The organism is Chitinophaga pinensis DSM 2588 (assembly GCF_000024005.1).
GTDB classification, from domain to species: Bacteria; Bacteroidota; Bacteroidia; order Chitinophagales; family Chitinophagaceae; genus Chitinophaga; species Chitinophaga pinensis.
Genome location: NC_013132.1, coordinates 1,323,033 through 1,346,267 on the forward strand (window position 1 = coordinate 1,323,033; position 23,235 = coordinate 1,346,267).

Annotated in this window: 24 protein-coding genes and 2 tRNA genes; 13 read left to right on the plus strand and 13 right to left on the minus strand. The window is 44.5% G+C overall.

Translation table 11 applies throughout. The features are described from left to right. Positions 1 to 4: 4 nt before the first annotated feature. Positions 5 to 403, minus strand: a complete 399-nt coding sequence (locus tag CPIN_RS05445) for a nuclear transport factor 2 family protein (protein WP_012788776.1) — start codon at positions 401 to 403, stop codon at positions 5 to 7. Between the two features lie 71 nt (positions 404 to 474). Between CPIN_RS05445 and CPIN_RS05450 the strand changes: the two genes are divergently transcribed. The 5 genes from CPIN_RS05450 (at position 475) to CPIN_RS36360 (ending at position 3,795) form a co-directional block, all read left to right on the plus strand. Continuing rightward, positions 475 to 1,503, plus strand: coding sequence for an AraC family transcriptional regulator (locus tag CPIN_RS05450; protein WP_222838181.1), 1,029 nt, complete (start codon positions 475 to 477; stop codon positions 1,501 to 1,503). 36 nt (positions 1,504 to 1,539) lie between these two features. After that, positions 1,540 to 1,947, plus strand: coding sequence for a MarR family winged helix-turn-helix transcriptional regulator (locus CPIN_RS05455; protein WP_012788778.1), 408 nt, complete (start codon positions 1,540 to 1,542; stop codon positions 1,945 to 1,947). A 103-nt stretch (positions 1,948 to 2,050) separates the two neighbouring features. Beyond that, positions 2,051 to 2,332 carry a hypothetical protein gene (locus CPIN_RS05460; RefSeq protein ID WP_012788779.1) on the plus strand — a complete coding sequence of 94 codons (282 nt, stop codon included), beginning with the start codon at positions 2,051 to 2,053 and terminating at the stop codon, positions 2,330 to 2,332. A gap of 72 nt (positions 2,333 to 2,404) precedes the next feature. Next, positions 2,405 to 3,193 carry a PhzF family protein gene (locus tag CPIN_RS05465; RefSeq protein ID WP_012788780.1) on the plus strand — a complete coding sequence of 263 codons (789 nt, stop codon included), beginning with the start codon at positions 2,405 to 2,407 and terminating at the stop codon, positions 3,191 to 3,193. Between the two features lie 110 nt (positions 3,194 to 3,303). After that, the gene (locus tag CPIN_RS36360) at positions 3,304 to 3,795 is read left to right on the plus strand and encodes an ester cyclase (protein WP_012788781.1); all 492 of its coding nucleotides are present in this window, start codon (positions 3,304 to 3,306) and stop codon (positions 3,793 to 3,795) included. Positions 3,796 to 3,807: 12 nt separating this feature from the next. Here CPIN_RS36360 and CPIN_RS05475 read toward each other — a convergent pair whose 3' ends face one another. Next, the gene (locus CPIN_RS05475; protein WP_012788782.1) at positions 3,808 to 4,431 is read right to left on the minus strand and encodes a hypothetical protein; all 624 of its coding nucleotides are present in this window, start codon (positions 4,429 to 4,431) and stop codon (positions 3,808 to 3,810) included. Between the two features lie 77 nt (positions 4,432 to 4,508). Between CPIN_RS05475 and CPIN_RS05480 the strand changes: the two genes are divergently transcribed. After that, positions 4,509 to 5,300: a carbon-nitrogen hydrolase family protein gene (locus CPIN_RS05480; protein WP_012788783.1), complete on the plus strand. Its 792-nt coding sequence runs from the start codon at positions 4,509 to 4,511 to the stop codon at positions 5,298 to 5,300. Positions 5,301 to 5,508: 208 nt separating this feature from the next. Here CPIN_RS05480 and CPIN_RS05485 read toward each other — a convergent pair whose 3' ends face one another. Beyond that, complete coding sequence (locus tag CPIN_RS05485; RefSeq protein ID WP_012788784.1) at positions 5,509 to 6,000, minus strand: hypothetical protein; 492 nt, start codon at positions 5,998 to 6,000, stop codon at positions 5,509 to 5,511. Between the two features lie 118 nt (positions 6,001 to 6,118). On the opposite strand from CPIN_RS05485, the gene CPIN_RS05490 reads away from it, so the two are divergent. Next, complete coding sequence (locus CPIN_RS05490) at positions 6,119 to 6,889, plus strand: carboxypeptidase-like regulatory domain-containing protein (RefSeq protein WP_012788785.1); 771 nt, start codon at positions 6,119 to 6,121, stop codon at positions 6,887 to 6,889. Positions 6,890 to 7,246: 357 nt separating this feature from the next. Here CPIN_RS05490 and CPIN_RS05495 read toward each other — a convergent pair whose 3' ends face one another. The 7 genes from CPIN_RS05495 to CPIN_RS05525 all read right to left on the minus strand — a co-directional run bounded on the left by CPIN_RS05495 (position 7,247) and on the right by CPIN_RS05525 (position 13,647). Then, positions 7,247 to 8,053, minus strand: a complete 807-nt coding sequence (locus CPIN_RS05495; protein WP_012788786.1) for a helix-turn-helix domain-containing protein — start codon at positions 8,051 to 8,053, stop codon at positions 7,247 to 7,249. A gap of 61 nt (positions 8,054 to 8,114) precedes the next feature. Beyond that, positions 8,115 to 8,921: an SDR family oxidoreductase gene (locus CPIN_RS05500; RefSeq protein ID WP_012788787.1), complete on the minus strand. Its 807-nt coding sequence runs from the start codon at positions 8,919 to 8,921 to the stop codon at positions 8,115 to 8,117. Between the two features lie 138 nt (positions 8,922 to 9,059). After that, a tRNA-Arg gene (locus tag CPIN_RS05505) sits at positions 9,060 to 9,131 on the minus strand. A gap of 89 nt (positions 9,132 to 9,220) precedes the next feature. Continuing rightward, the gene (locus CPIN_RS05510; RefSeq protein ID WP_012788788.1) at positions 9,221 to 11,011 is read right to left on the minus strand and encodes an AMP-dependent synthetase/ligase; all 1,791 of its coding nucleotides are present in this window, start codon (positions 11,009 to 11,011) and stop codon (positions 9,221 to 9,223) included. Positions 11,012 to 11,058: 47 nt separating this feature from the next. Then, positions 11,059 to 11,349: a 2TM domain-containing protein gene (locus CPIN_RS05515; protein WP_012788789.1), complete on the minus strand. Its 291-nt coding sequence runs from the start codon at positions 11,347 to 11,349 to the stop codon at positions 11,059 to 11,061. A 387-nt stretch (positions 11,350 to 11,736) separates the two neighbouring features. Beyond that, the gene (locus CPIN_RS05520; RefSeq protein WP_012788790.1) at positions 11,737 to 12,969 is read right to left on the minus strand and encodes an MFS transporter; all 1,233 of its coding nucleotides are present in this window, start codon (positions 12,967 to 12,969) and stop codon (positions 11,737 to 11,739) included. A gap of 9 nt (positions 12,970 to 12,978) precedes the next feature. Then, complete coding sequence (locus CPIN_RS05525; protein ID WP_012788791.1) at positions 12,979 to 13,647, minus strand: FadR/GntR family transcriptional regulator; 669 nt, start codon at positions 13,645 to 13,647, stop codon at positions 12,979 to 12,981. Positions 13,648 to 13,812: 165 nt separating this feature from the next. Here CPIN_RS05525 and CPIN_RS05530 point away from each other — a divergent pair, with 165 nt between their 5' ends. From CPIN_RS05530 to CPIN_RS05540, 3 genes are all read left to right on the plus strand, one after another. After that, positions 13,813 to 14,463, plus strand: a complete 651-nt coding sequence (locus tag CPIN_RS05530) for a tetratricopeptide repeat protein (RefSeq protein ID WP_012788792.1) — start codon at positions 13,813 to 13,815, stop codon at positions 14,461 to 14,463. A 143-nt stretch (positions 14,464 to 14,606) separates the two neighbouring features. Next, positions 14,607 to 15,173 carry a MarC family protein gene (locus tag CPIN_RS05535; RefSeq protein ID WP_012788793.1) on the plus strand — a complete coding sequence of 189 codons (567 nt, stop codon included), beginning with the start codon at positions 14,607 to 14,609 and terminating at the stop codon, positions 15,171 to 15,173. A gap of 84 nt (positions 15,174 to 15,257) precedes the next feature. Continuing rightward, positions 15,258 to 15,329, plus strand: a tRNA-Arg gene (locus CPIN_RS05540). A gap of 118 nt (positions 15,330 to 15,447) precedes the next feature. Here CPIN_RS05540 and CPIN_RS05545 read toward each other — a convergent pair. The 3 genes from CPIN_RS05545 to CPIN_RS05555 form a co-directional block, all read right to left on the minus strand. Continuing rightward, a complete protein-coding gene (locus CPIN_RS05545; RefSeq protein WP_012788794.1) occupies positions 15,448 to 16,359 on the minus strand; it encodes a glycosyltransferase family 2 protein in 912 nt (303 codons plus the stop codon). Between the two features lie 168 nt (positions 16,360 to 16,527). Further along, entirely contained in the window at positions 16,528 to 17,067 is a 540-nt protein-coding gene (locus CPIN_RS05550; RefSeq protein WP_012788795.1) for an SRPBCC family protein, read from the minus strand. A gap of 88 nt (positions 17,068 to 17,155) precedes the next feature. After that, positions 17,156 to 17,434: a hypothetical protein gene (locus tag CPIN_RS05555; protein WP_148230511.1), complete on the minus strand. Its 279-nt coding sequence runs from the start codon at positions 17,432 to 17,434 to the stop codon at positions 17,156 to 17,158. 225 nt (positions 17,435 to 17,659) lie between these two features. Here CPIN_RS05555 and CPIN_RS05560 point away from each other — a divergent pair, with 225 nt between their 5' ends. Genes CPIN_RS05560 through CPIN_RS05570 form a run of 3 tightly spaced genes read left to right on the plus strand, consistent with a single transcriptional unit; the run spans position 17,660 to position 23,167 of the window. After that, entirely contained in the window at positions 17,660 to 19,126 is a 1,467-nt protein-coding gene (locus tag CPIN_RS05560) for a DUF3375 domain-containing protein (RefSeq protein WP_012788797.1), read from the plus strand. Between the two features lie 14 nt (positions 19,127 to 19,140). Beyond that, positions 19,141 to 19,737 (plus strand): DUF4194 domain-containing protein, encoded by a 597-nt coding sequence (locus CPIN_RS05565; RefSeq protein ID WP_012788798.1) that lies wholly within the window; start codon positions 19,141 to 19,143, stop codon positions 19,735 to 19,737. A gap of 28 nt (positions 19,738 to 19,765) precedes the next feature. Further along, positions 19,766 to 23,167 (plus strand): ATP-binding protein, encoded by a 3,402-nt coding sequence (locus tag CPIN_RS05570; protein ID WP_012788799.1) that lies wholly within the window; start codon positions 19,766 to 19,768, stop codon positions 23,165 to 23,167. The last annotated feature ends 68 nt before the right edge of the window (positions 23,168 to 23,235 follow it).

A 23,235-nucleotide genomic window follows, 5' to 3' on the forward strand; every position in this document is an offset into this window, starting at 1 on the left:
TAATTTATTTCCCCCAGAAACGGTCCTCCTGTTCCAGGTCACTGGAATAGATCTTTGCCTTGACAATCTTGCCCGCTGTAACGGTATAAACGTCAATGTTATCCACATCGAGTCTGTCTCCTGCTGCCCCTTCGGCTGTCCATTGGATAAGGCAGGCCACGCTGTTGCCGCTGACCGCGATATCCTTGATCTTTGTCAGTGAGAGGGTATTATTGGTATGGGCAAACATGCCACCTACCATCTGGAATACCTCATTAATATCCTTTTTAAAGCCGGAAAAGCGGTTTTCACCAGGTTGTTCCCATTCTACGGCTGGATCGAGTAAAGCTGCCAGTGTCTGATTGTCTCCCTGCTGTACTGCTGTCAGGAATTGCGTTACTATCTGTTTTGCCTGATTTTCCATGTTGTTTGTTTTTATTTAGTTGATTGTTTACTGCAAAACTATTCCTGATAAGCGGGGCGCTTATTATCTTTATGCGACAAACAATTACCATTTCGCGACATACTATGGAGAATATGCGCAGGCGTTTTGTACTGAACCTGATTGCGTATGCCGCTTTACGTGACGTACCCGCTACGCAGTTATGCCGGCTGGCTGGTATAGACATGGCGGTATTACAGCGTACCGAAGACTATGTTGTCAGTCATCATCAGCTGAATAGTCTCTGGCGGGAGGCCAGTGCGCTGGCCGATGATATACTGTTCGGACTACATTTTGGCGAGTCCCTGCAATTATCAGCGCTGGGGATAGTAGGTGAAATTATCAGGACCAGCGAAACTGTCGGACAGGCAGTGGAACAGGCGGCAGCATTGGCACATCTGCTTACTGATCTGTTGCGTGTTACGGTTGACCGTACCCCGTCTCATTTTATCATCCGCTTTCTGCCTTTGACGGAACGTACGGACCTGTTTGTATTCAGACAGACACTCGAACTGTTTATGGTCTTTGTCGTACACGAACTGGACGGATTGTTGTTGCGTAAAGTGAAACCGGTATCGGTGCGATTGCCTTACAGGGTAGAGCAGGAAAGCGAGTATACACGTGTGTTTCGCTGCGAGATAGAAAAGAGTGCGGAGGAGTATGCATTGGTATTTGACAATCACTACTGGACAGAACCACTGCTCAGTGCAAATTATGAAATACAACGTACGTTGCTGCAGAATGTTGCAGCGAATAACAGCACAGCAGGCGATTCATTTAAAGAAAAGATACATCAGTATCTGCTGACCAATGCCTATCTTGGCATCCGGTCCCTGAGTGAGATCGCTGCCAATTTTAATGTCAGTCCGAGAACACTGCAACGTAAACTGAAAGAAGAAGGTATCAGCTACCAGGATGTAGCAGATGAAGTCAGAAAATCATTGGCCATACATTATCTTGAAGAAGGTGATTATCCCGTTAAAACGATCTCCTATATGCTGGGATATAATGAACTGAGCGCATTTACAAGAGCTTTTAAAAGATGGACAGGTAAAACGCCTGTCAGTTATCAGAAGAATTAAATAACAGGTCCTACTTACTATTATAACAACTATACTATGGAAGCTAACAAGCCGATTGGCTGGTATCTGAAAGAAGCAGACAAACGTATTACTGCTTTTCTAAACGATGAATTCGCAGATCTTTCCATTTCCCGTCATCACTGGTTGATCATGCAGCGGATAGCAGAACAGGAAAGTATTATTACCTGGGAGTTTTTCCAGGAAATAAAGTCGACGGTCAATGCACAACAATTCGGCGAGATCATACAGTCAATGCTAGATCGTGGTTGGGTCACGGTTTCAGCAGAAGATAAATGCGCCTTCACTGCGGAAGGAAGGGGAGCGTATCAGCAGATAGGAAGCATACAGCAGGAGCGGTCTGGCCGGATGTTAAACGGTATCACCGAAGCGGAGTATAATCTGATGATCAGCGTATTGAACAGAATAATCGTGAATATAGGGTAACAGTGCATACAGCAGGTAAAAACTGTTTTGGCTGTAATTGATTAATCGATACTTTTGTCTGGTCCCTGTAGGACTTCTAATGTTAAAATAAAACAATATTAATATGGCAAAGTTACCCAAGTTTATGATTGCTGATGATCCTGTTACGGATCCTGACAATGAGTATATCTTCCACACAGAGCAACCCCGTTTCTTCGCTAAACGTGTTGATGAAGACGAGGAAAACGGTCATATTGATATCGTTGCTGAACTGGACAACGTGGATGAGTTCTTTAAGAACGATCCAGGTAAGAAGGACGAGTTACTTGAACAGCTGGAAGAATGGTACTATTCTTATCTTGAGTGGCTGGAAGAAGACGAGTTTGAAGAAGATGATGAAGAATAGCCGGACGATATTTTATGTTATAGTGCAGAAAGTCAGCAATTTGCTGACTTTCTACGTTTAATACCCTTTCCCATGACCGAATTAAACTTATACCAGGTAGACGCATTCACCACAGATATTTTCGGTGGTAATCCTGCCTGCGTTATTCCCCTGGAAAGATGGCTGCCGGATGAACAGTTGTTGCTGCTCGCACGGGAGAATGCTGTGGCTGAGACCGCATTTTTCATTCCGCAGGAAGAGGGTTTTGCCTTACGCTGGTTTACCCCGGAAATAGAAATGGATCTGTGTGGTCACGCTACCCTGGCATCAGCACATGTGATTAAAACTTTTCTTAATTATAACAAAGACAGTATACTGTTTACTTCTGCCAGCGGACCTTTAAAAGTGACTTTCAGCGGAGCGCGTTATGTACTGGATTTTCCTTCCAGGAAACCGGTAGCGGCGACATTGCCTGATGTGATTAGCCGTTCGCTGAGTAAGCAACCGCAGGAGGTATTAAAAGCGAGAGATTATGTACTGGTATATGCACATGAACAGGATATCCGGGATATAGAGATAGACCGGCAGATCCTGGATCAGATTAATCTTGATCCGGGAGGGGTTATTGTCACGGCACCAGGTGAGCATTGTGACTTTGTATCCCGCTTTTTTACCCCGCAGGCATCTATACTGGAAGATCCGGTGACAGGCTCTGCGCATTGTTCGCTGATTCCTTACTGGAGTGAAAAACTGGGTAAAAAGGAGCTGAATGCCCTGCAATTGTCTAAGCGTCTGGGTACGTTGTTCTGTACCGATAATGGAGAACGGGTGCTGATAGCAGGGAATGCCCGTACCTATTCGGCGGGTAAATGCTGGATATAGCCAACCTTTTGTTGCAGATGGCTTTGTGAATGTATAAGCTCCGGAGATAAATCAATGATTTTTTACAATTCCAGGCTCCTGACGGTCGCTAGTTTTGTGGAAAACAAACGATGAAATTTTTAGTAATCCTGTCGGCTGTAATAGTAATGCCTTTATTATCAGCAGCACAGACATTAAAACAAACGGAGCTTATCATGAATAACAAAGCAGTAGTCAGTAAAATGTATGAAGCCGTCCTTAATAAAAGGGATATCTCCAATGTATCTCGGTTCGTTTCAGATGCCTATCCGGGTACATTCGGACAGCAATTACAACCATTGTTAGCGGCCTTTCCGGACGCGCAATGGGTAATTAAAGATATGGTGGCCGAAGGTAATAAAGTGGTTGTATTCCAGGAATTTCAGGGTACGCACAAAGGAACCTATCAACGCATTCCGGCTACAGGGAAATATGTGACAGGGCCGGGTATCGTAAAATACGAAATGAAAGACGGAAAGATTATCAGTAGCGCTGTATTAACGGATCGGCTGGGCTTTCTGGAGGCATTAGGTGTAATGATCCCTACCGATAATAGCGGCAATCCTGCCATTAACAACAAATAAATCACTAATGCATTACCTGATCTCACTGATCGGATAGATGTTGAAAAGCCTGCCGGGAGGTGGCAGATAATAGAAGCCTTCTTTTGCCACTTTCCGGAATGCTACATCATTTTGCTGGGCGCTTACTTTATACAATGAATCAGCTTCATAGCGATAAATACCCGTGCCGTTCACCGATGGTTTTTTACTGGCGCCAGCAGGTTTTTGATTCGCTTCATAAGTGATTTTTTTCTTGTTAAAACGCACATAAAACCACATACCATCTTCAAAACTATTACTGAATGTATCACTTGGTAATAACAAGGTATATTGGATGATGGTGGAATCGCTCAGAAGGGTGGCGTTCCGGGCTAATGCATAATATTGTGTTTGACCACCATTCCATTTTTCCAGAATAACATTGTCAGGAATCATACAATAGCGTCTTCCATCAATAGGGGCATTCGCAACATATCCTACATGTGTATCCTGTACGATCAGCGTATCAATACGGAAATGCTTTCTGAGTTCCGCAATGTCTTTTTTACTAAGCGGAGTATAGCATGACGTATGCTGCGTTGTGCTGTCCGTACTTGCCAGGGTAGCGCAACCAGTGACAAACAGTATGATGAATAACAAAGGGATACTTACTTTCATATGTTTGGGATATCTATGAATATACAACAAAGTATATTGCCATATTCTATAATTTTGCCGGCTTATAAACCATCTTTATGAAAGTCGCATTAGCATCACCTCCTTTCCCGAAGTCCTTACAGGATGGATTGTTCTGGCTTGAAAAGCTGGTAAAAGAAGCAGCTGCTGCAAGCGCTGCAATTATCTGTTTCCCGGAATCATATCTGCCAGGTTATCCCGGTATGGGATATGCACCGGAAGACCGCTCCCGGAAATCTTTATTGCACGCTTTGGCCAAGGTATGCGACATTGCGGCAGAACATGCGATTACGATCATTGTACCGATGGATTGGTATATAGACGAGCAACTGGTCAATCTTGCCTTTGTGGTTTCTGCAAAAGGAGAGGTATTAGGGTATCAGACGAAAAATCAGCTGGATCCTACGGAAGATGAGCTCTGGACAGCTGGTACTACCCGCAGTATTTTTGACGTGAACGGTGTGAAGTTTGGTATTACAATTTGTCATGAAGGATTCCGTTATCCTGAATCTGTCAGATGGGCTGCACAGCAGGATGCAAAGATTGTATTCATGCCTCATTTTGGTGGCAGTGAAACAGCCGGGCCGGAATTGAAAGAATGGGGAGCGAAGGAAAATCCTTATTACGAAAAGGCTGTAATGCTTCGGGCAATGGAAAATACAATTTATACAGCCAGTTCCAATTATGCCTCCCCTTATACGGATGCAGCATCCACATTAGTGGCTCCTGACGGCTCCTGTGTCGCACATGAAGCATATGGCCGAGTAGGTGTTGTTGTGGCTGAAATCGATCCGGAAAAGGCTAGCGGATTACTGGCAAAACGATTTAAAAATGCACTCTATCATTCCTGATGGAAACAGTAATTCTACTGAACCCCTGCTGCATGAAATAATAGTAATTTATAGCTGTCACCGCTTTCAGATATAGCCCAGACTATACTTAGACTATACTTATCTTACGTTAATGCTACGTTGAAAAGGGAGCACTATGGTAAGATAAGTATAGTCTGACTATATAAGAGAAAGACTTATTAGGAATACCTTGTTAGTCAGTCAGGTTTTATTCTTCTCTGGTGAAAATGAGCACTTCACCTGCATCAGGATCACCTAATGTGATAATAATATCATAGGGTGGTTTATTACCCATAAATCCGATACTGGTATATTGTTTATTGAAATTTGTTAATCCGATACCCCAATGTGTCTCCACATTTGATCCGTTATCCACATTGCCCACACTTTCAATATTCCATTTTCCTTTAACAGAGATATTACCCCTGATCCGTTTTGGGGAACTGTTTACTTTTTCGGGGAAGACGTCGGGCATATCACAGATCGTATAGGTGCCGTTTTTTCTTAATTCGATATAACTCTCCTGTCCGGCCTTATTGACGGTATCCTGCGATACAGTTTGTTCGCTGAATCTGTAAGTGCCAATGAGATCTTCGAAGTCAGGTTTATGCGTCGTGTACTTATGTGCGTATGGATCATACTGACATGCTGAGTAGAATAATAGTAAAACAATAAGAAACAGGGATTTGTGAAATGTCATAAACGGGAATTGTCGTGTTGAAAATGGCTAACGTTGTTTCAAAGGTAAGAATTACCATTTTTTCCGTCTTGATTATGGAATTTTTTTAATCTGAGCATCCTGTGTCAAACTGATACCCATGAAGCAGAAAGACGACGTTATACTCAGTATCCCTGATCGCTGTACGCAGCCCTGGCATGAAATGTTACCCGCCGGAGACGGCCGTTTTTGTCTGAGTTGTCAGAGGAAGGTGACTGACTTTACGGGAATGACTGATGCGGAATTATTAGCTTCTCTGAAGTGGAACCAGGGGAATGGCTGTGGTCGTTTTGATGCGACGCAGTTGGACAGGGTATTACAAGCTCCGCAGGAGCCATCCCGGTCAGTTTTTCCTGCTATTTTGTTAAGTACAATGCTGACGGCTATATTACCGGGGCAGTTGCATGGGAATTATAAAGTACCTGCTGTTACGATGGCGCCGTCTTTACAGGCGGGAGGGGACAAACGTATTCAGGGATGTATTATGGATGATGGAGGGAATGCTTTGGATCAGGTATCTGTGCGTATAAAAAATCATGCAGGTATCGGATGTATCACAGATGTAGAGGGCCAGTTTAGTTTCACGCTGCCGGCAGCGCTGTTTACTACGGATTCAATTACGCTTCAGATCAGCCGTCTTGGATATGATGCCCGGGAAGTGTTGCTTAGCGCGGACCAGTTTTCCAATGTACAGGTTAGTTTGAAGGCATCTATGATGGCACTGCCGGAAGTGGTCGTACCGCATTATGGATGGACTACAGTAACCGTTGTTACCGGCGCATACGCCAATGTGAATGCTTGTAAAAACCCCCGCTGGCATTGGTGGCATAAACTGACCCGCGTGTTCCGGAAAAACAAAAACACGTATTAAACAATATAGCAGAAGGTCAATCCCGGGCCGGCTAAAAGGACGCTTGTCGTGTGGATCGTTCATGCGCCTTTTAGTCAGCATGTGGGTTGAAATGGGGATAAACAGTGGTGGATTTCGGTAATAAGTTTGGGGTACAATGATGAATACGGTGTACTTCCTTTATCAGGATGTGTGCACCCGGCTTTGTGAGAAGGAGTTAATTGATATCGTCAAACAGTTGGATATTTGGCCGGAATAGTTTCAACGGGGTAAAGAAAGCAGAATTAGGGGAGGAAAGAAAAAAAAGGGCATCTACAAAGTGTCTACAATGCAATAATTAATGATTGAATATTATATAAATGATTATTAATTAAGTGCTTATATAACCATCGACGGCGCCATGCCGAATAGTTTTTTAAAGGCTGAAAAGAAATGTGAATAGTCGTTAAAGCCCACTTCCATGTAAACATCCGTAGGTTTCATTTTCTTTTCTTTCAGCAAAACATGTGCGGCTTCCAGCTTTTTCTGTATTAACCATTTGCCTGGAGTAGTGTGAAAGATCTTTTCGAAATCACGCTTAAATGTAGAGATGCTACGACCTGTCAGATATGCCATATGTTCCAGGTCTCCGCTGTACTGATAGTGTTCTTCCATAAACGCCTGCAGATCTATTTTCCCCGGTTCGCTGAAGTCAAAAAGGATACGTTTCAATTCTGGATTGGCGCTCATGAATATGAGTACGGCTTCTTTTACTTTTGTTTTCAGTAGTTCTCCGGTGAGCTGGTTGCTATGTTCCAGGTAGGGGAGTAATGAGTCGATATAGTTTTTAAAAAAGTTGTTAGGGCGTAGCGGCAGCACATTGTCATAATGCTGACTGGATGCAATACTCCGTTCATAGGGTGCTGATAATTCCATGAGCGTGTTCTTGTCAATACAAATGGCGATTGACCGGTATTCTTCCCCTTCATGTGGCAACTTTACAAATTTGCTCAACCTGTTTCTTACCGCAAAGCGGATATCACCGGCATGAAAGGTCTCCGATTTATTGCCGAAATATGCGATTGAGGTGCCGGCCAGGATATATTCGATCACATGTTGCCTGACCAGTAACTCGGCGTCAACGGTTTTATGTGAAACGCAGGCATAGACAATCTGCGGTATGCTTGGATCTGTTGTAGCGGCCATGTTATAAATATACTTAAAAGAAGAAGGTCAGGCCGTTTCAGACCTGACCGGTGTGGTATTATCAGCCTAAGAATATTGTGGACATTTCCCTGCGGGAAGCTTCGGCGCCTACTTCCAGGCGTCTTTCGTACATGCTGGTAGAGTCAGCACCTGCGGTGTAATGTACCTGGTCTTTTCCGTCTGTTACCGCTTCGTATACAACAGCGGCTATTTCTTCTGCGGTGGAGCCTGATTTAGTGGGGTCCATCATACCTGTCACCACTTTCATATACTGCTCAAGCGCTGTCTCATAAGGGGCTGCAGTTGTCTGCTTTGCATTGGCTCCAAAAGCTGTGCGGATAAATCCGGGAGCAACGGTTTTAACACTGATACCCCAGGGCGCCAGTTCATAGGTCATTCCTTCGCTGAATGCCTCCAGACCCCATTTTACGGCGTGATACAGACTGGCAAAAGGGAATGTGACGAGACCGGCAATAGAGGTAATATTGATGAACATACCACTTTTTTGCTCTCTGAAATGAGGAATGAATGCGTGTGTAATTCTGATTGCTCCCAGCAGATTGGTATCTACCTGTTTGCTGATGTCTTCGTCTTCAAAACCTTCTAATGGTCCCATAGCGCCATAAGCTGCATTGTTCAGCACAACGTCAACCGGGCCAAGGGCAATAGCTGCCGCTACCGTTGATCTGATCTGCTCCGGATCAGTGATATCCAGGGGAAGGACTGTCACTCTTTCTAATTCGCTGAAATCGTCACCTTTTCCGGCGTTACGCATAGTGGCAATTACATTCCATCCATGATGATGAAACAGCTGTACTGCTGCTTTTCCCAGACCGCTGGAGGTCCCTGTAATGAATATTGTTTTCATGATTTGCTTTCGTTTTGAATTGTGATACAAAGAAAGCACGAAGCGGAATGGCGGAGATTGTTGTGGCGTTCAAATGATATGGGTAGGAAGTCCAAAAGAAAAAAAGCAATGCTGACAACAGCATTGCTTTTTTCTTTGTAGCCCGGACAAGAATCGAACTTGTATCTAAAGTTTAGGAAACTTCTATTCTATCCATTGAACTACCGGGCCATAGGGGCAAAACCCTAAAGTGGAGTGCAAAAGTAAACGTTTTTTATATATTTCAAGCAAACCGCCTAAAAATTGCACGCCACTACCACTTAATTATAAATTTTTTCAATTTGTTGTTCATATCGTTGGGCAATCACTTTTCGTTTCACTTTCAGGGTAGGAGAGAGTTCTCCGTTGGCGATTGTCCATTCCTGTGGCAGTAATTCGAACTTCTTGATCTGTTCGATGTGGCTGAAATACTGGTTGTATTTCTCCACCACCTGCTTGTAAAGTTGCTGGATATCAGTGTTTTGTAACAGTTCTTCGTGACTGCCGGTGCGGATGCCCTTTTTAGCTGCCCAGCTTTCCAGGTTAGGGAAAGAAGGTACAACGAGTGCACCGGTAAATTTGCGGTTTTCACCTACAACCATGATCTGTTCAATAAAAGGAGATTCCTTGAACTTGTTTTCGATTGGCTGTGGCGCAACGAATTTACCCCCGGAAGTTTTGAAGAGTTCTTTTTTACGATCGGTGATCTTAAGGAACTTATTGTTCACAAGTACACCTATATCGCCGGTATGGAACCAGCCATCAATGATGGATTCTTTGGTGAGATCAGGGCGTTTGTAATAACCTGGCGTGATGTTCGGTCCTTTACAACAGATTTCTCCGTCTTCTGCGAGTCTTACTTCCACATTACTGATCAGCGGACCAACAGTCCCGAACATGCGGTCTTTTTCATCAACGCGGTTTACGCTTATCACCGGTGAAGTTTCGGTCAGTCCGTATCCTTCCAGGATAGGAATATGTGCAGCGGTGAAGATCTTTAACAAGCGCACCTGACAGGGAGCAGATCCTACTACAATCGCGTCGATATTACCTCCCAGTGCTTCCCGCCATTTTTTGAATACAAGTTTATTGGCAATAGACAGCTGGAAATTATACCACCAGCCCAATGATTTATTTATCTCGTATTTTTTGCCCAGTTCAACGGACCAGAAGAAGAGTGCACGTTTGACTCCTTTCAGCTCAAGTCCTTTTGCCATGATCTTTTCATAGACCTTTTCCAGCAAACGGGGAACGGTCGTAAAGATGCTTGGCTTGACCTCACGCAGGTTGTCGGCGATGGTATCCATGCTTTCCGCATAGTAAATAGGCACACCTGCAGTCAGGTATACATAAGTAACCATGCGTTCAAATACGTGATTGAGCGGTAGAAAGCTTAATGCCCTTGCTTCCAGACTAACCGGAAGATAAGGGATACAGGCGGTAACGTTACTCATGATATTATCATGCGTCAGCATTACACCTTTAGGCGTACCGGTGGTACCGGATGTATAGATGATAGTGGCCAGCTGATCTGGTTTTGTTGATTCTCGGATAGCCGGTATGCGATCCATATCAGCTTGTGTGGCCATCTCAGGAATCTCCAGCCAGTGACGGGCGCCTGCTATTTTATTGAATGAATAGATTTCTTTAAGCTGCGTTAGTTTATGCCGGATAGGTTTGATCTTTTCAAGCATATCTTCTCCACTGATGAACAGGATGGAAGCCCCTGAGTCGTTCAGGATAAACTCCATTTCGTGTTCACTTAATGTTGGATAGAGGGGCGCGAGAATGGCGCCTGCCTGCTGACAGGCAAGGTCGGTGATCACCCATTCCGGACGATTAGGAGAGATGATCGCAATTTTATCACAACCTTCAGGAGTTGCATCCCCTTTACCTATTCCCAGTTGTAGCAGCCCGGCGCTGAAACGCAATGATAGATCGGCTACTTCCTGTGTGCTGTATTTTCTCCAGACATTGTTTTCTTTTCCTACCAGCATGTCTGTTTTTGGGAAATTCTTTAGCTGGTGTTCGATTACATCAAATAATCTTCGTGGCTGCTGCTGCTTGATCATAGATAGCTTTGGTGGTATGCGTTACGCCTGTTAAAAGTAGTGGAATTTTATACGCCTCTGCGCTGCTTTTCTTCCTGCAGTTTTTCATATTCTTTCACAGCATCACCAAACGGGTCGCGATGCCATGCATTAAAATACTGGAATGCCAGTCCAAGTCCCCAGCCCAGTGCCGGCCATACAGGCCATGGTGTGCCGTGGTGTCCTGGTCCTTGTGTAACAAACCAGAGCACCCAGAAAAAGGCATTCATAATCAGATAAATGAGCAGGGAGTTTCTGAAAGCTGCTCTTGATTTAGCAATCTTCCAGAGTCGTTCATCACGTTGCGTCGTTGTTTCCATATGTATTTGAGATTTTTAGAAAGGCTTGAATAAATATAATGTTTTTTATTGAATAGTACGGTCGGGGGAGAATACTTGAGGGAGATGGAAAGGGCGTGTTAAAATTCACTGCCCAGCCTGTAACTGCAATGTTATTTCAGCACCAACTGCTAATTTTGAAACAAGACCTGAAGGACAGACTTACGTTACGCGATACAAGAATATATCCCGTTATTCCACGAATCACACTTAAACTTATTGCTTGAACATTATTACGCTATTATATAAAGATTGTGTCTTAATGGTTATTTAATTGATGAAACCCAGAGCGTTTTATCTTATAATGCACTCACCAGTCTCTGGTGATAAAATTCCTTTTACCACAAGGGACCGGTGAGCTGGTTTTTTTTATTTTGTTTTACCTGAACGATCTACGTTGGGGAGGAAACCTGTGAGCAATCCTATCAGCGGCAGATAGGCACATACGTCGAATACATAAGCGATACTGGTGCTGTCGGCCAGTTTACCCAGTAAGGCAGATCCGATCCCTCCCATGCCGAATGCCAGTCCGAAGAATAGTCCGGCGATCATGCCTACTTTACCTGGCACCAGTTCCTGCGCATATACGAGTATCGCAGAAAATGCGGAAGACAATATCACACCAATGAAAACACTGAGCACAGATGTCCAGAGCAGATTGGCATGTGGCAATAACAATGAGAAAGGCGCTACGCCAAGAATAGAAATCCAGATTACATATTTTCTCCCGATACGGTCGCCTACAGGGCCGCCGATAAAGGTGCCTGCAGCAATCGCAAACAGGAAGATGAAAAGGTAGACCTGTGCACTCTGTACAGAGATATGGAACTTATCAATGAGATAAAAGGTGTAATAACTGGTCATGCTGGCCATGTAGAAGTACTTGGAAAAGATCAGGACCAGCAATATGCTCAAGGCAAATGTCACTTTCCCTTTTGACAACTGTACATGTTGTACATCGTCGACACCTTTTGATTTACTGCGAATGCGATGTGTGTTATTCCTGTACCAGGAGGCAATATTCAGCATGACTACAATTGCCAGTAAAGCCGCCAGTGCAAACCAGCTGATGCTGCCCTGGCCTTTTGGTACAATGATCATCGCTGCCAGTAGAGGGCCCAGGGAACTACCTGCATTACCGCCCAGCTGGAAGAGCGACTGTGCCATACCATGTTTACCACCTGAAGCCATATAGGCAAGTCTGGATGCCTCCGGGTGAAAGATTGAAGAGCCTACACCTACAAGTGCCACAGATATCAGTACAAGGTAGAAATGGTGCGCCTGCGACAGACTGATAAGCCCGAGCAGGGTGAAGCCCATTCCGATTGCCAGGGAATAGGGTTGAGGGCGCTTATCCGTGTAAAGACCCACCAGTGGTTGCAGCAATGATGCCGTCAGCTGATAGGTCAGTGTGATCAGCCCGATCTGACTGAAAGTGAGTTTTAATGAGTCTTTTACAATAGGGTAGATTGCAGGGATCAGCGACTGTATCGTGTCATTGATCATGTGAGAAAAACTCAGTGCCAGCAGTATAGAAAATACGGTATTGCTGGCTGCCTGCTGTGCCTGTGCTTTGGCTGTTTCCTGTAAAGTCTTTTCCATGGTGACTGTTTACTTTGTTGGCTCTTCGTTGTTATGTTGTGCAATGCGTTGTGCCCAGTGCCATGCCTTTTGCGGGTCTTGAACACTGATGCTGTTCAGCAGATTTTTATGCAGCTGCTGGGTTTCTCTGAAGGTCTCCGCATTTTTGAATTGTGCGAGAAAGTGATTTTTCAGGTGATGTGCGACTGTTTTATACAGATCAGTCAGAATGCTGTTATTAGAGGCTTCCGCAATGGAAATATGGAAATTGATATCCGCCTCTATGGAGGCCGCTGTATCATCGATAGCGGCTGCTTCTTTCCGTTGACGTAACCAGGATTCCATTTTTTCCAGGTCTTCAGCTGTTCTGTTCAGTGCTGCTTTCTGGGCAATTTTCATTTCCAGGAGCAGACGTACTTCGTCGAGGTCGTCGGCAGTAGCTCTTTTTAAACGCTGGGGCAGTGGTTCTTCGATACCAGTGCTGGCTTCCACAAAGGTGCCCAGTCCCTGCTGTACGCGGAGAACACCGCTGTTGGACAGGATGCGTACCGCTTCCCGGATGGAGGAACGACCTACACCAAAGGTCTGCATCAGTGCAGGTTCAGTGGGCAATTTTTCGCCAGGTTTATAAGTGCCAAGTGAGATCTGTTCCTGTAAGCGCTGGGCTACTTCGTCGGCCAGACTGTTTTTTCTGATCATTGTCATAACTTAAGTCATCATATCATCTGATGATTCAAAGTTAAAAGAATCTCTTAATATCGGCACATCTTTTTTTATTTATCTTTGCGCCTCTTATAATGTAATAAGCGGTAAAACGTGCAACTTTGTAAGGGGAGTACCTGATTTTAAAAACAAGATTCGCAAATGAAAGCATTTAATTTATTTATTCTATATCGTCTGCCATTAGGGATCCTTTTCCTGGTGGGTGGTGTTGCGCTGGGTATTACGATAGGATGGTGGGAAGCTACTATTCCTTTGCTGATAGCCGTAATATGCATTGTTACGCACTTTATGTTCGGACCAATGAGGCTGGTGCAGGAGGCTGTTGAAGCCGGAGATCTTGATAAGGCGATGGGAATGATGAATAAGATCGCTTTTCCTAAGCTGCTGTATAAACCTATCCGCTCCGTATACTACTTTATGCAGAGTAACATGGCGATGTACAATAAGGACCTGGACAAAGCGGAAGCTACCATCCGTCAGAGTATCGCGTCCGGCAGTCCGATGAAGGAATATGAAGGTATGCAGTACTTCCAGCTGGGTACCATCGCTTATCAGAAGAATGACCTGAAAGAAGCAGACCAGAACCTGAAAAAAGCAGTACGTATGGGACTGCCTGATAAGGAAAACACCGCTGCTGCATTGCTGACACTCGCATCTATCTGTATGAGCCGTCGTGACTTCAAAACTGCGAAAGATTACCTCCGCAGGGCAAAAGCACAGAAAGCTACTACTGGTCAAATAGTTAGTCAGATTAAAGAAATGGATAAGTACCTGTCCCGTATGCCAGGTTGATCATCTGACCGAATCACAAAAAAGGCGTCCCTCCATTGGCGGGGCGCCTTTTTTAATACCCTTACTAATTCCAGGTATAGCAGTATATTTCCATATGTAATAACCAATTAAACCGTTATTTTTGTTTAAAATACGTTACTCCTATGTTCAGTTTTGACCAGATTCTGGCTATTACGTTCACGCTCTTTGCGGTAATTGATATTGTTGGTTCTATCCCGGTGCTGATTTCACTGAAAGAGAAGCTTGGCCATATTGATTCCGGAAAGGCGACTATCGCATCCGGTTTCCTGATGGTGCTTTTCCTGCTGGTAGGAGAACCTTTTCTTAATTTGTTGAGCGTTGATGTGCACTCCTTTGCGGTCGCAGGCTCGATTGTGATCTTTGTAATCGGATTAGAAATGATCCTGGGTGTTGAATTCTTCAAAAGTGAAAAGGATACGAAAACGGGTAGTCTAATCCCGATCGCATTCCCCCTGATTGCGGGTTCGGGTACACTGACAACCATTATGTCATTGAAAGCCAACTATGAAGAAACAAATATCCTCGCGGGTATTTTGCTCAACCTGGTGATCATTTACGTAGTGCTTCGTTCCCTGAGCTGGATCGAACGTATGCTGGGTAAAGCAGGATTGATGGTGGTACGTAAATTCTTTGGCGTAATCCTTCTGGCGATTGCTGTAAAAATCTTCAAGACGAATCTCAATATGTGATCGAAAATAAGCGTAAACCGCTTTTGTAATTGATCTTTAAATACCTTAGTTTTGCCTTCCTTTCCTGGTGAACAGGATGGCTTTGGCCTCGTAGTACAATGGATAGTATAAGAGTTTCCGAAGCTCCAGATACAGGTTCGATTCCTGTCGAGGCTACTAAAAAGGCGATATAGCAATGTCCTGCTATATCGCCTTTGTTTATAAGCCTTGTCAGCAGCATGGGTGTTGCCGAGTAATGATTTTCACGATTTTATTGAAGGATGTATGTCGGCGATTATGGATGTTCCCGCATCTGGAAGAACATCTTAATACAGTACAGGAACTTCCGGAACGGATTCCTTTTTTTCATCGCCAGCAGGTATTTCTTATTGCCGAAATACAGGCGCATGCGATTGAAGTTGTGTATGAGTGAGTAACTTTCGTAAGTTTCAAGCAGTTCAGCAAAGACCTTCTTTTCTTTCGCAAATGCCGGCGGACAGCAATCACGGAACGTCATCAGGCGGAATTTGGTAGCGTCTATTCTCTTTTTAGTCCCGGTATGTTTGCTGGTCACATTGTTGCCGTGTTGTCTCCACTTTACAAAGGGCCTATCGAGGTATTTAATTGTACCATGCAGGGTGGTAAAGAATCCCAGCCAGAGATCATGCGGCATATCCGGGAATGGGATAGCAGCATCTGCGATCTCTTTTTTCATGATCAGCGCATGGCCGGCTACGCAGTTGTCAGTAGCAAAAACCAGGGGATTGTTGAAGTCCTGTATCTCTTTAAGATCAGAGTGATTCCAGCGTTTTTCCAGCTGGTCATTCACGATTTCAGAGTCAGAAGTGATCATCGGGTAATCGCCTATTGCCGCCATCAGTTCAGCCGTCTTTTCCGGTACCCACACATCGTCCTGGTCGGAAAAGGAAATATAGCTTCCTTTAGACAGGGTAACACCTTTTTCGAAATTCTTGATATATCCCAGGTTGACCTCATTTTCATATACATGTACGTGAGGGTATTGCCGGGCATATCTTTCGAGTATTGCTAAGGTATTGTCGGTGCTGCGGTCATCTACAACAATGATCTCGGTATTGGGATACGTCTGCGCAATCAGCGAATCCATCTGTGACTCAATATACTTTGCTCCATTATAGGTAGCCACCACTATTGATACCAGCGGTTGCGCTGCTGCTTGGCTTGACATAGAAAACTGCTATTAAAAAATTAGCCCAGGAGGGCATGAGGGAGTAAAAATATTGATAATATTCATATTTACATAAAATCAGCTCAGTGCATTCGGCAGGGACTGCTTTAAAAAATAAGGTGCTGGCAACTTTCCGTCACCAGCACCTTATTGCCATATCCGGCTTTATTATTTTTCCAGTACGCCCTTCAGTCTTGTTAGTCCGGTCTGCAGGTCGTCCCCGATCATTTTTTCGAAATCCATGAACAGTAGCATCAGGTTGGAAGGATAACCCATATGGCCATTGAAGCCCCATTTCACCTTTGTCTGGGAAGGGGATACCGCTTCTGTTGTCATATACGCCTGTTCGGTAGATTCGAAGGGTTTATAGAAGCGCAGTTCAAAATCAAGGCGTTCTCCTTCAGTGATCTTTTTGATCTCCTGTTCTCCTTTACCCACCTCTTTTTTATCGCTTTCCCAGGCTGAAATGAAGCCTACCGTGCCATCAGTGCCGTTATAGGTCTTTTTCATACCCGGGTCCATCATGGCCCATTTACTGTAGTCATTCTGGTTTTTCAGCAGCTTGATGTAGTCGAAAACCACCTGTTTGGGCTGGTTGATTACGATTTCCCGCTCAATCCCATAGTTTTTCTTTGTGAAGACGGCAATCAGCAGTAAAATGGCAATAACGGCGACAATTAGCAGGAGGATCCTCTTGAATACTTTCATGTAGTGTAGGTTTAAGTATATGTTGACGTGAATGGTATATAGCTGCCTGATTGTAAAAACAATGCAATAGGGGAATTGTTCTCGTCCCTTACTCCTGCCAGCTCATACACCTGATTACATACGGAAACATAGCGCATACCGTCTGCCCGTTGTATACAGCTGGCTGAAATCCTTCCATTTTTAGGAACTCTTCACAAAGACGTTCCTGCAAAACAAACGGCATGTACGTCCGGAAATAGACGTCTATCACCTTTCCCTGCGTGTTGACCAGCAGTTTAGCATGTAAACTGGATAACATGCATTCCGGATCCTTTCCGGCCATCATTCCGATAATGGGGGTAATTTGAGTGCTTGCGTGTTTGTACATTGCGTTTTGAAGGTCAGGGAGGACTGGCATAATGTCAAATTGGTCATATACAACCGCACATTTAGACTGACAAAATGCGGCTTTTTGCGTCCCCAGTAACAATAAACACGTGATTAATAATACTTTCATAGTCAGGATATAGGTCAAAATACGACTTTCCCATTATCCACAACCGTTCACAAATCCATTTTTTTTCTCCAAATTACAGCCCTTTGGGGATTTAATATGAATAAAGACGATCTATATTGGTTAATATCCACCTCGCCAGCCATTCAAATGCTTCGCTTGCGCAATACGCAATGGATTTTACCCTTCCTATATGGTGTTTTTAAGGAGGAGAACCGGTTTTCTATATCAGAAGGCCAACTCACCCGCCTGCTTGCCGAAACCCTCGGCCAGCAGGATGATGGTACCGAAGACCTGGAAGAAGCTAAGATCAACTTTGGAGAGGATGAAGAAACCCGCGCCAGAAAATATATCCTGAACTGGGTCCAGAAAAGGCTCCTGCAAGACCTGCCGGATGCCGAAGGAAATACCCAGTACCAGCTCAGTGCATACACAGAAAAAGTGTTCCAGTGGATGCAGACCCTGCAGCTGCGTCAGCACGTAGGAACAGAAAGCCGCTTTAAGCTGCTTTTTAATTCCCTGCGGGACATTGTGGAGAATACAGAAGATGACAGGGCTAAGAAACTGGAAATACTAAAGAACAAGCGATCAGAACTCGATAAAGAGATCAAAGCACTGGAACTGGGTATTGTACCTGACAGGTACAACAATGCCCAGGTAGAAGAACGCCTGGAACTATTCACGCGACTGTGTTATGAACTGATCAGCGACTTCCGTGAAGTGGAGGATAACTTCAAAGCGATTCACCGTACCATCGTAGAACAACATACCAAAGCTGAACAAAGCAAAGGGGCTATCATCGGCTTCGCTTTTGAAGCATACGATTCACTCCGTAACAGTAATCAGGGTAAGAGCTTCTATGCTTTCTGGGACTTCCTGATCTCCCGTGCAGGGCAGGAGGAGTGGAGAGAACTGACAGAACAGCTGGTACATACCGTTGAAGAAAGAAATATCAAGGCGGATGATCAGTTCCTGCTCAATATCAAATCGATGCTGCTACAGCAGGGTAAAACGGTATATGACGCGAACGATAAGATGGCAGAAAAGCTGAGTCGTATCATTTCTGAAAAAGAAATCGCCCGTCACAGGCGTTTACGGAAGCAGATCAATAACATCAAAGAATTCGTATTTGATCTGATTGAAGACCAGAATGTCGAATGCGGCATTAATATCGACGATAGCGCGCAGATCAGAATGGTGATGGAAAAGAAGCTGTCACTGGAGCAGAAAAAGTCCGTCGTGGAAGTGAAACAACCTGCTAATGCAACTGAACAGATTGCGGACGTGGAACGTTTCAGCCGTATGCTGAATACTTCTTTCATCAACAGAAAACAGCTTTGGGAGAAAGTAGAAACAGTGCTGAAAGATAAACAGACAGCGACACTGAAAGAAGTACTGGAGCAATCTCCGTTGGAATTTGGGCTGGCGGAAGTCATCAGTTACTATGACTTCCTGCGTGAAAAATCCAGCCGTGCATATATTGTAAAAAACACTACAGAACTGATTCCGTTGAATCCGGAACAGACACGATTTGTAGAGGTTCCATATCTATTATTTGGTAAATAACAGCACACACTATTATGAGCACAGCGAAAATACTACCTTATGCACCAGTAGTGGTAAAACTGTTGAAAGGCCCTGTAGAATATGTGGAGAAGGGCGCCTGGGAAAAACTATTGCAATATAAAGTTGAACTTACCGGCTTCCTGCAACAACTGGGTTTGTACCTGGTGCTGGATGAACAGGATGGATTTGCTTTTGTAAAACATGCTTTGACGGAAGATGACGAAGCCTATGTAAGCTGGATACACCGCCGTTCCTTCAGCTATGAAGAGAGCATCATGCTGGTGCTGCTGCGTGAGATGATGGCTGAGTTTGAAATCAGTGAGTCCGGTTCCCGTGAACTGATTAAAAAACGCCGGGAAATCAAGGAATACGCAGAGTTGTTTTTTAAAGAAGGCGCCAGCCGTATCAAATTCCTCAAAGAAATAGACCGACTGATCGATAAAGTAGAAGAAAGCGGATTTCTGCATCGTATAGAAAATCATGAAGTGCCTGATGAACAGAAGTTCAGGATCAGGAAAATTATCAAAGCAAAAGTGGACAGTGAAGCACTGGAAACTTTTCAGCAGCAGCTGAGCGAACTGGCAATAGGCAGTAGCGTGGAAGCTGAATAACATACCATAAAACTTTTTGTAAAGAACAATGCAGTTAAACGTTTTCAGTACTGATAATCATAAAAGTGGATTCCGTTTACAATACCTGGAGGTATTGAACTGGGGTACATTTGATGAACATATTCATAGTATCAAGCCTAACGGGGAAACCAGTCTGCTCACAGGCGCCAATGGTAGCGGTAAGACCACCTTCATCGATGCCCTGCTGACACTGATGGTACCTGAGAAAAGGTACCGTTTCTATAACCAGAGTAGTGGTAGTGAAAAGAAAGGTGACAGAACGGAAGACTCTTATGTAATGGGTGGATACGGGATGGTCAATAATGAGGCCACCGGCGTAGCTAAAACCCTTTATTTAAGAGAGAATAAAGAAGAGGCATACAGCATTCTGTTGGCCAACTTTGCCAATGAAGCGGAACAATATGTAACCTTGTTCCAGGTAAGGTATTTCGTCAATGGCGATATGCGCAAGATCTTCGGTGTTGCACACCGCGCGATGCATATAGCCGACGATTTCAGCCCATTTGATATGGGCGGTACCTGGAAACGTCGTATTGATCAGCTGTACAATAAAGGCGGTCGCAGACAGGTAGAATGGTTCGACGCTGCCAGCAAGTATGCACAGCGTATGGTGGAAGCATTGGGTATGCAGAGCATACAGGCCGTGCAACTGTTTAACCAGACCGTTGGTATCAAGGTGTTGGGTAACCTGGATGACTTTATCCGTACCAACATGCTGGAACCGCGTAACATGGAAGAGCAGTTTCAGGAGCTGAAGAAACATCTGACTACACTGTTGGATGCACAGCGTAATATCGAGAAAGCAGAAGAGCAGATCCGCTTACTGGGCCCTATTAAAGAGCACCATGAGAACTTCTCCTCTTATCTGACTTCCATCATGCAGCTGAAGCAGGAGCTTAATACAGCTACCATCTGGAATAGCTTCACCCGTAACCAGTTGCTGACACAGGCGCTTATTGATCGTCGTCACGAAGTGGAGTCTTTGCAGAAGAAGATCGAAGAAACGAAAGTCAATATGGCCGATCTCCTGGAACAGGAGCGTGTGACGAAAAACCTGATGGAGCAGAATAAGGCCGGACAGCGTTTACAACAGCTGGAAAAGGATATTCAGGACCTGGAAAAGAGAAAGGCAGAAGCAGAAGACAGCCTAAAGGAATTCGCGTCCTGGTGCGATACCCTGCATGTGAAAGAGGAAGAGGTAAACGACGATGCAACTTATCAGCGTATACTGAAAGAAGCGAATCGCGCAGCCCTGAAACTGGAAACAGAACAGCGTCTGAATGAAGAAGACGAGTACAGTGCTAAACGTGTAAAAGAACGTGCAGAGAGTGAAAAAGAGAGCCTGGAAAAAGAAATAGAATTACTGCATCAGTCCCGGAATAACATCCCGTCTCACCTGGTAGATCTGCGTAAAGAGATCTGTAGCAGTCTGAGAATTGATGTAAGTGAAATTCTTTTCGCCGGTGAACTGATACAGGTGAAATCAGAAGAAATCGAATGGCAACCCGCACTGGAAAAATTGTTACACTCTTTCTCCCTGCGTTTGCTGGTACCAGAGAAGCACTATAAAAAGGTAACTTCCTTTGTCAATAACAATAACCTGCGTACCCGCCTGATTTATTATCAAATCAAGGAGTCGGCATTGACACTGTATCCGGAAGATGATACGGTATATCATAAACTTGACTTCCATCCTGATCATAAGCTCAGTCCGTGGGTACAGCAGCAGATCATTCAGAATTTCAGCTATGTGTGTGTGAACAGTGAGCGGGAATTGCAAAGGAATGACATGGCCATCACGGTAGAAGGTTTGATCAAGAACCGTGACAGGCATGAAAAGGACGACCGTGCACACAGTAACGATGCTTCCCGTTATGTGATGGGTTGGAACAATGAGCGGAAAAAAGATGCCCTCATTTCCAAAAGAAGCAAGCTGAATGAAGCGATTATTTCTTCCAATGAAATATTGCAGACCTGTAAGTCCAGATCCGCCCGTTTGCAGAAGCAATTCTATGCAGCAGGACGTTTGAAGGAACATAAAGGGTTTGATGAAATAAATATCGGTAAGCTACAGAAGGCCATTCGCAAAGCGCAGGACCAGATCGGATCACTGACAGATGAAAACCAGGAATTAGACGGCCTGAAACAGCAATTGCTGGATATCGAACGTCAGAAGGAAGACAACCAGGAACTGCAGGCGATGCTGATCAGAAATGAAGCGCTGGAACAGCGTAACATTGAAGAGATGGAAGAAGAGCAACAGGCAATGCAACACCTGTTACAGCACGTTACAGAAGGCGATAAGGATGAACTGCTGAACTTCCAGCAGCAGAACAGTCACCTGCTTGGTAACGTCACACTGGAGAACGTAGCTGCGATCTATAAATCCCTGCGTGAGAATAAAGAACAGGACCTGCGACTGGCAGAAGACGCCCGTCATAAGGAAGAAGTGATGCTGAACAGAAGTATCAACCGTCTGAAAAATCCGCAGGCAGAGATACTACAACGTTTCCCTGACTGGATTTCAGATGTACATGCTTTATCTGATGATGCAGTACATGCTACAGAGTATATCGAATGGCTGGATAAACTGACGAATGATAACCTGCCAGGCTATAAGAAGGATTTCGAAAGCTATATCAACGTTACCATTACTTATAAGATCGGTGGATTGAATGAAGAGATGGAGAAATGGGAGCGTGATATCAGCAATACGATCCAGAAACTGAATGATTCCCTGGCTGGTATCAACTTCAACCGCCTGCCGGATACTTATATACAGCTGGTAAAACGTCCGGTGGCTTCCGGTAGTGAGGCACGTGAATTCAAGAGCCGTTTGCTGGATGCTTTGCCACAGTCGGCCAACTGGCAACAGAGTACTTTTGAAGAAAAGGCACAGCATTTCCGTGAGAGAGTACAACCACTGATTGCCGCGCTGGACGAAAGTGAAGCATACCGCGCACGTGTACTGGATGCCCGTAACTGGTTTGAATTCTGGGCAGATGAACGTTTCCGTGAAACGAATGAGTCCAAGAAAATCTATCGTCAGATGGGACAATTATCCGGTGGTGAGAAAGCGCAGCTGACCTATACGATCCTGTGTAGTGCGATTGCTTACCAGTTTGGTATTACCAGAGAAGGTAAAAATGCAAGAAGTCTGCGATTCATTGCGGTGGACGAAAGCTTCAGTAACCAGGATGAAGAGAAAGCGACTTATCTGATGGAACTCTGTAAGCAGCTGCACCTGCAATTGCTGGTGGTAACGCCAAGTGATAAGATCCAGATCGTACAGAACTTCATTGCGCACGTACACCTGGTGCAACGTGTGAACGGGCGTCAGAGTATACTGTATAATATGACGGTAAAAGAATTGCAGCATAAGATGGCGGACTCGGAAGTCTCCGTTTAAACTGTCAATGATATTGTAATAAAAGAAAGCGCTTCAGCCCGTTAGCTGAAGCGCTTTTGTATTAGTAT